This is a genomic window from Rhizobacter koreensis (assembly GCF_013366375.1).
GTDB classification, from domain to species: domain Bacteria; phylum Pseudomonadota; class Gammaproteobacteria; order Burkholderiales; family Burkholderiaceae_C; genus Schlegelella_A; species Schlegelella_A koreensis.
On the sequence record NZ_JABWMJ010000008.1, the window covers coordinates 291276 to 301543 of the forward strand.

General features: G+C 63.7%; 8 protein-coding genes. 6 read left to right on the forward strand and 2 right to left on the reverse strand.

The genetic code is table 11. The annotated features are described in order from the left end of the window. Positions 1-63 precede the first annotated feature (63 nt). Genes HQN59_RS18005 through HQN59_RS18025 form a run of 6 tightly spaced genes read left to right on the forward strand, consistent with a single transcriptional unit; the run spans position 64 to position 9441 of the window. Entirely contained in the window at positions 64-2595 is a 2532-nt protein-coding gene (locus HQN59_RS18005) for a type I restriction-modification system subunit M (RefSeq protein WP_176070496.1), read from the forward strand. Further along, positions 2588-3898 (forward strand): restriction endonuclease subunit S, encoded by a 1311-nt coding sequence (locus tag HQN59_RS18010; RefSeq protein WP_176070497.1) that lies wholly within the window; start codon positions 2588-2590, stop codon positions 3896-3898. The genes HQN59_RS18005 and HQN59_RS18010 overlap by 8 nt, the downstream gene beginning before the upstream one ends. Before the next feature lie 14 nt (positions 3899-3912). Then, positions 3913-4719, forward strand: a complete 807-nt coding sequence (locus HQN59_RS26220; protein ID WP_246294988.1) for an AlbA family DNA-binding domain-containing protein — start codon at positions 3913-3915, stop codon at positions 4717-4719. Beyond that, a complete protein-coding gene (locus tag HQN59_RS25825; RefSeq protein ID WP_246295007.1) occupies positions 4716-5465 on the forward strand; it encodes a Fic family protein in 750 nt (249 codons plus the stop codon). The genes HQN59_RS26220 and HQN59_RS25825 overlap by 4 nt, the downstream gene beginning before the upstream one ends. Further along, positions 5462-8719, forward strand: coding sequence for a type I restriction endonuclease subunit R (locus HQN59_RS18020; protein ID WP_176070498.1), 3258 nt, complete (start codon positions 5462-5464; stop codon positions 8717-8719). Before HQN59_RS25825 ends, HQN59_RS18020 begins: the two co-directional genes overlap by 4 nt. Then, complete coding sequence (locus HQN59_RS18025) at positions 8716-9441, forward strand: M48 family metallopeptidase (protein WP_176070499.1); 726 nt, start codon at positions 8716-8718, stop codon at positions 9439-9441. The genes HQN59_RS18020 and HQN59_RS18025 overlap by 4 nt, the downstream gene beginning before the upstream one ends. A gap of 175 nt (positions 9442-9616) precedes the next feature. On the opposite strand, the gene HQN59_RS18030 is transcribed toward HQN59_RS18025, so the two are convergent. Both HQN59_RS18030 and HQN59_RS18035 read right to left on the reverse strand, forming a co-directional pair. After that, positions 9617-9802, reverse strand: coding sequence for a hypothetical protein (locus tag HQN59_RS18030; protein WP_176070500.1), 186 nt, complete (start codon positions 9800-9802; stop codon positions 9617-9619). A 1-nt stretch (position 9803) separates the two neighbouring features. After that, complete coding sequence (locus tag HQN59_RS18035; RefSeq protein ID WP_176070501.1) at positions 9804-10097, reverse strand: DUF3892 domain-containing protein; 294 nt, start codon at positions 10095-10097, stop codon at positions 9804-9806. Between the last annotated feature and the right edge of the window lie 171 nt (positions 10098-10268).

Consider the following 10268-nt stretch of genomic DNA (forward strand, 5'->3'; position numbering starts at 1 on the left):
GCTCCACACCGAGGCGCGACTCCCGCATCCAAGCAACACGCCGCATCCATCCCTGATCTGCAAATGCCTCATCAACGCCTGACCCTGGCTCGGCTCGAACAACTGCTGTTGACTGCGTGCGACGACCTGCGCGGCAACATGGACGCCAGCGAGTACAAGGAATACGTCTTCGGCATGCTGTTCCTCAAGCGGGCCAGCGACCTCTTCGACCAGCGGCAAGCGCAGATCCGTGCCGAAGGCGAGCGCGACGGTCTGTCGCCCGCTGCCATCGAGGTTCAGCTCGAAGACCCGGACCAGTACTCTGGGCAGTACTTTTACGTGCCCCCGCCCGCCCGCTGGAACACGCCTTGGATCGACGAAAACGGTCAGCAGCGCCCCGCGCTGCGGCACGTGAAGGAGAACGTTGGCACGGCGCTGAACAAGGCGCTCGAAGCGCTGGAAGATGCCAACCCCGATGCCCTGCAGGACGTGCTCAAGGGCACCATCAACTTCAACCGGAAGATCGGCCAGACCACGTTGGACGACGACACGCTCGTCAACTTCATCCAGAACTTCGACAAGATCCCGCTGCGGGATGAAGACTTCGAGTTCCCCGACCTGCTGGGCGCGGCCTACGAATACCTGCTGAAGGACTTTGCCGACCAGGCCGGCAAGAAGGCCGGCGAGTTTTACACCCCGGCCGAGGTGGTGCGCGTGTGCGTGGAGCTGTGCGATCCGCAGGAGGGCATGCGCATCTACGACCCCACCTGCGGCTCCGGCGGCATGCTGATCCAGGTTCGCGACTACATGCGCGAGCACGGCCGCAAGGCCGGCAACGTGGCGCTGTTTGGACAGGAAAAGATGGGCACCACCTGGTCCATCTGCAAGATGAACATGCTGCTGCACGGCATCCCCGATGCCGACATTCGCCAGCAGGACACCCTCCGCGAGCCGCAGCACCTGGATGAGGACAACCAGCTCAAGCGCTTCGACCGCGTGCTGGCCAACCCGCCATTCAGCCAGAACTACATCAAGAAGGACATCAAGTTCCCCGGCCGCTTCCCGGTGTGGCTACCCGAGAAGGGCAAGAAGGCCGACCTGATGTTCGTGCAGCACAGGCTGGCGGTGCTGAAAGCCGATGGCAAGCTGGCCACGGTGATGCCGCACGGCGTGCTGTTCCGCGGCGGCGAGGAGCGCGAGGTGCGGCGCCACTTCATTGAGCGACGCGTGCTGGAGGCGGTGATCGGCTTGCCGGCCAACCTGTTCTACGGCACCGGCATTCCGGCCTGCATCCTGGTGCTGAACAAGGCCGGCGCCGACACGCGTGACCATGCCCTGTTCATCAACGCAGACCGCGAGTACCGCGAAGGCAAGGCACAGAACCACCTGCGGCCGGAAGACATCGACAAGATCGTGCATGTCTACCGTGCCGGGCAGGACGTGCCGGCCTACGCGCGCCGCGTGCCCTATGCCGAGATCGTGGGCGAGGACTACAACTGCAACATCCGGCGCTACGTTGACAACGCGCCGCCGCCCGAGCCACACGATGTGCGCGCGCACCTGCATGGCGGCGTGCCGCTGGCCGAGATCGACGCGCTGGAGCACTTCTGGGCCAACTACGCCGGTCTGCGCGACAGCTGCTTCGTGCCACGGGCCGATGGTGTATATGCCGATTTCAGCCCCGCTCTGGCCAACAAGCGCGCCATCGCTGCGCACGTGGCCGCGTACCCTGGTGTTCAGCAACGCCAGGCCAACTTCATGGCGCAGTTGCAGGCCTGGTGGCAGACCCACCTGCCGGTGATCGATGCGCTGGCGCCGGATGCCGACAACCAGTACGGCACGGTGCGCAACGTCTATGCGCTGCGCGCTACTTTGCTCAAAGGCATAGAGCGTACGTTCGGCGGCCAGAACTTGCTCACGCGCTACCAGGTGCGCGGGGCCTTTGCCAACTACTTCAAGCAGCTGTCGTCCGACTTCAAGTCCATTGCGGCCAGCGGCTGGGGCGCCGAGCTGATTCCCGATAAAGACATCCTGCAAAGCCAGTTTCCGCAGGTGCTGGCCGAGCTGGAGCAGCAGCACGGGCGGCTGGCGGAACTGCAAGCCCTGTTCGCTGCCGCGGGTGAAGAGGACTTCGAAGACACCGAGGGCACCGGCGTGCTGCCGCCCGAGCAGGTGAAGGAGTTGAAGGCTCAGCTCAAGGAAGCCAAGGGCCAGATGAAGCTGGCCAAGCGAGACACGAGCTTCGGCGACTGGAAGGCCCACCAGGCCGAAGCCCAGCGCCTGGAGGCGGTGTTAGCGCAACACAGGAAGCTGGAAGACGAGGCCAAGTCGCTGAAGGCGCAGATCAAGGGCACCGAGAAGAACCGCGACGAACTCGTGGAGCGGGCGCGACAGAAGATCAGCCCGGCCGAGGCGCGGCAGGTGATCCTGCGGCGGCTGGAGGCGGTGTTGATGGAGAGCTACCGGCAGTACCTGAGGGCCGACCAGCGGGATTGCGTGGTGGCGCTGGAGAACCTGTGGGGCAAGTACGCAGTGACGGCAAGGCAGTTGGAGGCTACGCGGGCTGCAGCAACGGCGAAGCTGACGGGCTACCTTGCGGAGTTGGGGTATGAGTGACTGGAAGGTCGTCCCACTCCGCGATGTGGCGGACATCCGAGTGAGCAACGTCGATAAGAAGACGTTGCTCTCGGAGCTGCCAGTCCGGCTCTGCAACTACATGGACGTCTACTCGAATGACTACATTCGACCCGACTTGCCGTTCATGGAGGCAACCGCCACTGCGGCGGAGATTCAGCGATTTCGGGTCGCTAAGGGCGATGTGTTGATTACTAAGGACTCCGAGACGCCTGACGACATTGGCATTCCCGCCGCAGTGACAGACGAAATCGACAACTTGGTCTGTGGGTACCACCTGGCGCAGATTCGCCCCATCCAGTCGGTCGTCGAACCTGTCTACCTATCGAAGCAACTGAGCCTCGCTGCGTCAGCGATCTACTTCGCTCAGCGCGCCACGGGATCGACGCGTTATGGGCTGTCCAACCGAACTCTTGCCGAGACGCCGATTCGACTGGCGCCGCTGCAGCAGCAGAAGCGCATCGCTGCCATCCTCACCGGTCTCGACAACGCGATCGGAGCGACTGAAGCGCTGATCGAGAAGCACCAGCAGATCAAGGCTGGGCTGATGCATGACCTGTTTACTCGAGGCATGCTGCCGGACGGTAGTTTGCGTCCATCGATCACCGAAGACCCATTTCGCTTCGAACGGACGGAGGTCGGTGATGTGCCCCGTGATTGGAGAGTGTTTCGATTGTCGGAATGCGTGGAAGTTGTTGACCCAAATCCATCGCACCGTTACCCACCTCCGACAGTTGACGGAATTCCAATCGCTTCCACCGAGAACTTTGTTGGGGAGGACGGCATCGATCTTTCACACGCATCGCGCGTCCCGCTGTCGACCTTCCGTGAGCAAAACGTTCGATGTCGTTTCTCCCGGACGGATGTGGTGTTCGCGCGGAAAGGGCAGATCGGGCTGGCGCGGCGATATGGTGATGAGCCAAAAGTTTTCAGTCATACCGTCGTGCTCCTAAAACCGCTCGGTGGGCGATGTCACGCTTCTTGGTTGCTCTGGGCCGCAAGATCGAGTTGGGTGTTGAAGTACATCGACCGAACGATGAACTCGAATTCGGGAGTGCCAACGCTGGGCGTCGCCTTTATCAAGGATGTACCTCTTCCATTTCCGCCGTTTGGAGAGCAAGAGCTCATTGCGTCTCGACTCGATGCAGCCAGCGAGACGATAGGGGCGCTGGAAGGTTCTCTCCAAAAACTGAGGTATCAGAAGCTCGGCCTCATGCAAGACCTCCTCACCGGCAGAGTTCTTGTCAAGCTCGCCGACGCCACTCTGGAACCCGCCCTCGCCTGAACGCCACGGCCGCCATGCCCACCAAGCTCCCCATCAACCTGCAAGACCTGCTGCGTCAGCGCACGGTCGAGGGGGAGCGAATCGAATACAAGGCGGGCTGGAACCCCGACGCCACGCTGCGAACGATCTGCGCCTTTGCCAACGACTTCGCCAACCTCGGCGGTGGTTATGTGGTGATCGGGCAGGGCTGCGATGCCAACGGGCAACCCGTCTTCCCGCCCGAAGGGCTGGCTGAGAACCAGATCGACAAGATCCAGCAGGAGCTGTTGGCTGCTTGCCAGCTCATCCAGCCGCCGTACTTTCCGCTCTTGAGCGTGGAGGTCATCGAGGGACGCAAGCTGATCGTGCTTCAGGTGCCCGGTGGCATGAATCGCCCGTACAAGGCGCCGGCATCGGTGTCGGCCAAGCACAAGACCTGGCACTACTACATCCGCCGCTACAGCAGCACGGTGGAGGCCAAGGGCGAAGACGAGCAGGAACTGCTGAGTCTGGCCGCCAACGTGCCGTGGGACGACCGCCTGGCCCAGCAGGCGCGTGTGACCGACCTGTCGCCGGCGCTGATGCTGGACTACCTGCGTGAGGTGCGCAGCGCGTTGGCTGACGATGCGCCGGCGATGTCGCTCGAAGCCCTGGGGCGGCAGATGAACGTGGTGGGCGGCGGAGCGAATCACCCTGGCCCAAGAACGTGGGGCTGCTGTTCTTCAACGAGACGCCGGACCGCTTCTTCCCCTACACGCAGATCGACGTGGTGTGGTTCCCCGAAGGCGAGGGCGGCGACCGCTTCGAAGAGAAGGTGTTCAAGGGCCCGCTGGCGCGCATGACGCGCGAGGCACTGGGCTACATTCAGCGCAACTTCCTCCACGAGACCGTGCTGAAGCACCCCGACCGGGCCGAAGCCACCCGGGTGTGGAACTACCCCTACGCCGCGATCGAGGAGGCCCTGGTCAACGCGGTGTACCACCGCTCGTACGAGGAGCGCGAGCCGATCGAAGTGCGCATCAGCCGCGAGGAGCTGGCGATCCTGAGCTTTCCCGGGCCGGACCGATCCATCCGCATGGAAGACTTCCGGGTCGGCCGTGCCGTGAGCCGCCGCTACCGCAACCGCCGCATCGGCGAGTTCCTGAAGGAGCTGGAGCTGACTGAGGGGCGCAGCACGGGCGTGCCCAAGATCTTGAAGGCGATGGCCGCCAACGGTTCGCCGCCGCCGCAATTCGAGACTGATGATGACCGCACGGCTTACTTGATCCGGCTGCCGGTTCACCCATTGGCGACGGCGCCGAATGCCGCTACCGATCAAGTCACCGGGGAAGTCACCGGGGAAGTCACCGGGGAAGTCGCACGCCTGCTGCGCGCCATGATCGGCGAAATGACACGCCAGGACATGCAGGAGGCCTTGGGCCTGCGGCACGAAGACCACTTCCGTGCCGCCTATCTGCGTCCCGCGCTGACCAGTGGCCTCCTCGAAATGACGCTCCCGGACAAACCTCGAAGCAGCAAACAACGCTACCGTCTGTCTGCCCGCGGTCGGCAATGGCTGCAAGAACAGTCGCACGGGTCTCGGCAATGAGCGAGTACATCGAGGTCGAGCAACCGTTCCTGAAGCAGCTTGCCGCGCAGGGCTGGACGGTCATCGACCAAGGTCCGGAGCTGCCTCATGACCCGTCGCGCAGCCTGCGCAGCAGCTTTCGCACGTGGTGGCTGGCCGATGTGTTCCGCGAGTCGGTGCGTTCGATCAACCGGCTGCCTGATGGAACGAGCTGGCTCACCGACCGGCAGCTCGACGAGCTGGAGGCCCAGCTCTTCCGACAGCCGCAGCGCGCGCTGCTGGAGGCCAACCAGGCGGTGCACGAGCTGCTGCTCAAGGCGCAGGTGGACGTGAACGAGGTCACCGGCGAGGTGGACCCGGTGGTCAAGCTCATCGACTTCCAGCACCCCGAGCGCAACCGCTTCCACGCCATCAACCAGTTCCGCATCGCGACGCCCGGATGTGTGCGCGAGTGCATCGTGCCGGACATCGTGCTGTTCGTGAACGGCATCCCGCTGGCAGTGGTGGAGTGCAAGAAGGGTTCGGCCACCTGCGCCAACCCGATGCAGGAAGCCTTTGTCCAACTGCAGCGCTACATGCGCCGCCGTGCCGAGACCGAGGCCGCGGGCCTGAAGGAAGGCGAGCCGCGGCTCTTCCACTCCAACCTGCTGCTCATCCGTACGTCCGGCCCGGAGGCTGACTACGGCAGCATCAGCTCGGGCGAAGAGCACTTCTATGCATGGAAGACGCTGCACCCGGCCAGGGACGCAGGCCTGGCCGGAATGAACGCGCAGCAGCAGCTCGTGGCCGGCATGCTGACGCCGACGAACCTGCTGCAGATGCTGCGCACCTGCACCGTGTTCATGGACACCGATGCCGGCACGCGAGTGAAGGTGGTGTGCCGCTACCAGCAGTTCCGTGCCGCGAGCAAGATCGTGCAGCGTCTGCGTGCCGGGCGCAGGGCGCAGGAGCGCAGCGGCGTGGTTTGGCACACGCAGGGCTCGGGCAAGTCGCTCACCATGGTGTTCGTGGCACGAATGCTGCGCGCCAGCACCGACCTGAACGACTTCAAGATCGTGCTGGTCAACGACCGGCAGGACCTGGAAGAACAGCTTGGCGAAACCGCCACCTTGATCGGCGGCCGCGTCAATGTGATCGGCAGCACGCAGGAGCTGCGCCAGCACCTGGCCACGGACAGCTCGGACCTCAACATGGTGATGGTCCACAAGTTCCAGGAGCGCGAGCAGGTGCTCAGCAATACAGTGGCCGAGGCGCTGGGTACCTACCGCGCCATTCCGGGGGGCAAGACCTTCGGCGTCGTGAACACCAGCGATCAAATCGTGCTGATAATCGATGAGGCTCATCGCACGCAGAGTTCGGACTTGGGCGAGAACCTGTTCGAGGCCTTTCCGAATGCGGCGCGTCTCGCCTTTACCGGCACACCGTTGATCACCGAGCGGCATGGCGAACGCAAGACCCACAAGCGCTTCGGCGAGTACATCGACACATACAAGCTGTTGGACGCGGTGAACGACGGCGCCACGCTGCAGATCTTGTACGAAGGGCGCACCGCCGACAGCGCGTTGAACGAGAAGCACGCCTTCGACGAGAAGTTCGAAGACCTCTTTCGTGACCGCAGCGAGGAGGAGCTGGCCGCCATCCGTAAAAAGTACGGTGCCACAGGCGACATCCTAGAGGCTCAGGCGGGCATCGATGCCATCTCGCGCGACTTGGTGCGGCACTACGTGGACAACATCCTGCCCAACGGCTTCAAGGCCCAGGTGGTGTGCCACTCCAAGCTAGCCTGCGTGCGCTACCAGCAGGGAATCGAGGCCGCCATTGCGGAGCGCCTGGCCGCCGAGAGGGCCAAGCCGGCGCCCGATGCCGAACTCGTGCGCAAGCTGGCCTTCCTGAAGACCGCCGTTGTGGTGTCGTCCGACGGCACCAATGAGGCGGCCTACATCACTTGGGCCCGCAAGCAGGCCGCCCGGCTGAACGCGGTGGAGAACTTCTGCAAGGGCTTCGATCTCGACGACCCGGACCAGATCAACACCGGCATTGCGTTCCTGATCGTGTGCGACATTCTGTTGACGGGCTTCGACGCGCCGATCGAGCAGGTGATGTACATCGACAAGCGGCTGCGAGAGCACACGCTGCTGCAGGCCATTGCGCGCACCAACCGCGTGAAGCGCGGAAAGCAGCGCGGCTACATCGTCGACTACATCGGCCTGGCCAACCATCTGACCGAGGCGCTCACGCTCTACACCGCCACCGACGAGCTCCAGGAGCTGCACGACGGCCTGAAGAACATCACCACTGAGCTGCCCGTGCTGGAAGAGCGCTACCAGCGCCTGCTGCAGCACTTCAGCGCCAAGGGCGTGGCCGGCATCGAGGCCTTCGCAAACGGCAAGTCGGGAAACCTGCAACAGGACGCCGCGGTGGTGCACGCCGCCGTGAAGGCCCTGGCCGATGAACGCTACCGCGCAGACTTCGAGGTGTACCTGAAGAAGTTCCTGATGAGCATGGACATCATCCTGCCGCATGCATCAGCGCAGCCGTTTCGCGTGCCGGCCAAGCGCTTCGGCTACATCCTGCAGGTGGCCAAGGAGCGCTACAAGGACACCAGCCTGCAACTGGGCAACGCCGGCGAAAAGGTGAAGGCGCTGATCAACGAGCACCTCATCAGCCTGGGCATCAACCCCAAGGTGCCTCCGGTGGAACTGCTGGCCGAGGACTTCTTGCAGCGGCTGCAAGAGCACGCCGGCGGCAACAACGAGGCCAAGGCGAGCGAGATGGAACACGCCATTCGCAAGCACTGCACGGTGCACCATGACGAAGATCCGGCCTTCTACAAGAAGCTCTCGGAGAAGGTCGACGCGCTGATCGAGCGCCACCACGACCAATGGGACTTGCTGGTCGACAAGCTGCAGGAGTTGCGCGCGGAGGCCATGGCCGGTCGGAAGGAGTCCATCGAGGGGCTGGGTCGCGAGGCGAGCACTTTCTACGAGCACTTGGCCCAGGTCGGCTATGGCATCGCCGGTGTGCCGGCCGCGGATGTGCCGGCGTTCAAGGCGCTGATGGAGAAGCTGGTCGAGTTGCTGCAGGAGACCATCGGTAGCATCGACTTCTGGCACAACGCCGACAAGCAGAAGCGCTTGCGTGGCGAGATCAAATCGACCATCGGCCGCGCCGGTTTGGCGGCCGTGGCGGCCCAGCGCGAGCGCGTGGCGGTGGAGGTCATGAAGCTGGCCAAGAACCGTCATGACGAGTTGCTGAGAGAGACCGGGAAGCCATGAGTGCCGACGTTCGATCGACGGTCCGCAAGGTCAAGGACATCGAATATCGGCTTCTGCCAGGCACCGCGCGGCAGACTACAGACATAGTCATCGAGCGCGATGGCTGCGTGACCGTGCGTCCGCCGGCGCGCATGACGCCCGAGCAGGTGGACGACACGGTGCTGAGCCGCCGCCGATGGATCTATCGCAACCTCGCCGAGTGGCGTGACCTGAACTCGACCCGCGTGGTGCGCGAATGGGTGAACGGCGAGAGCTTCCTCTACCTGGGCGGCGCATACCGCTTACTGCTAGTAGGCGAGCAGAACGAGCCCGTCAAGTTGAGGGACGGGCGGTTTTGCCTGTTGCGCAGCGTGGTTGACCAGGGCGGCAAGGCCGCCGCACACGAGGCCTTCCGCGACTTCTACATCACGCGCGGCAGGGTTCGCCTGAAGCAGCGCGTCGAGCACTTCGCACCGCGCGTCGGCGTGCAGCCCGGCCCGCTACAAGTGAAGGAGCTGGGGTACCGCTGGGCCAGCAGCCTGTCGGGTGGCGGGCTGCACTTTCATTGGAAGTGCCTGATGGCTCCGCCGAAGATCATCGACTACATCGTTGTCCACGAGCTTTGCCACTTGCACCATCGTGACCACACGGAGCTGTTCTGGAACGAGGTGGACAAGGTGCTGCCGGACTACCGTGAGCGCAAGGAGTGGTTGCGGGCGCGGGGGGCGGGGATGGATCTATAGCTGGCTTGCACTAGGCAAGCCGCACCCGACGCCGCGACTGGACAGGAACACGCGATCGCCAGCCACGACCGTTCTACGGCTCAGGTAGTGATGGACGCGCAAAGGCCCGGCGCTGGCCGGGCCTCCGTTCGTGATCGGCCGCGTCGCCCGCGGCAGCGCGCGAGCCTGACGTAGATCAGCGGTTGCTGGTCGGCGTGACCTTCACCGGCACCCACCCGTCGCCGGGTTTGGTGGTCGGCGGCAGCGGCTTGTTGTCCGGCACCGTCGCGTAGTTCGGCTTCTTGCCGCCCTGCGGACCCACCTGCTGGTAGATGCCGCCCTGGTTGCCAGTGCTTTGGCCGGGCTTCTTATGCGCGGCCATGTCAGGCAGCCCTCACGGGGCACTGGCTGAGCGACAAGAGGTTGTTGTTCCACTTGCCGTCAGCGTAAGTCCGCAGATACGGAGCCTTCCCGGGCTCGCGCACGACCCCGATGTCGGCGCGCTTGCCGGTGCCGGGTTCGAGCACGAAGAATGTGTTCGTCTTCGCCTCGATGCTCTCGATGACCTTCTCGCGCGTCCACATCCAGTTCTGAGCGGGGTTGCCCACGTGGGTGATGTGCTCGTGGGGGCTCTGCGGATTCGGTTTGATGATGCAGGTTACTTGGGCGTCAGCCATGGCAATTTCCTTTCTGCTTGCCTGCGCCGAGAACGTCATCTAGCATGTTGCGCATTTCAGCGATCGTGGACGTCCGTTTCGACGTGATCGCAGACGCTGTTTCAGCGCGATCGTGGACGATCACGGAAGCACGCGAGTGAATGAGTTCATCGTATCCCAGCCGTCCACGAT

Excerpts from the sequence above, each read along its gene's own strand:
- HQN59_RS18020 (WP_176070498.1), top strand. The coding sequence starts at position 5,462 with ATGAGCGAGTACATCGAGGTCGAGCAACCGTTCCTGAAGCAGCTTGCC.
- HQN59_RS18025 (WP_176070499.1), top strand. The coding sequence starts at position 8,716 with ATGAGTGCCGACGTTCGATCGACGGTCCGCAAGGTCAAGGACATCGAA.
- HQN59_RS18035 (WP_176070501.1), bottom strand. The coding sequence starts at position 10,097 with ATGGCTGACGCCCAAGTAACCTGCATCATCAAACCGAATCCGCAGAGC.
- HQN59_RS18030 (WP_176070500.1), bottom strand. The coding sequence starts at position 9,802 with ATGGCCGCGCATAAGAAGCCCGGCCAAAGCACTGGCAACCAGGGCGGC.
- HQN59_RS25825 (WP_246295007.1), top strand. The coding sequence starts at position 4,716 with ATGACGCGCGAGGCACTGGGCTACATTCAGCGCAACTTCCTCCACGAG.
- HQN59_RS26220 (WP_246294988.1), top strand. The coding sequence starts at position 3,913 with ATGCCCACCAAGCTCCCCATCAACCTGCAAGACCTGCTGCGTCAGCGC.
- HQN59_RS18010 (WP_176070497.1), top strand. The coding sequence starts at position 2,588 with ATGAGTGACTGGAAGGTCGTCCCACTCCGCGATGTGGCGGACATCCGA.
- HQN59_RS18005 (WP_176070496.1), top strand. The coding sequence starts at position 64 with ATGCCTCATCAACGCCTGACCCTGGCTCGGCTCGAACAACTGCTGTTG.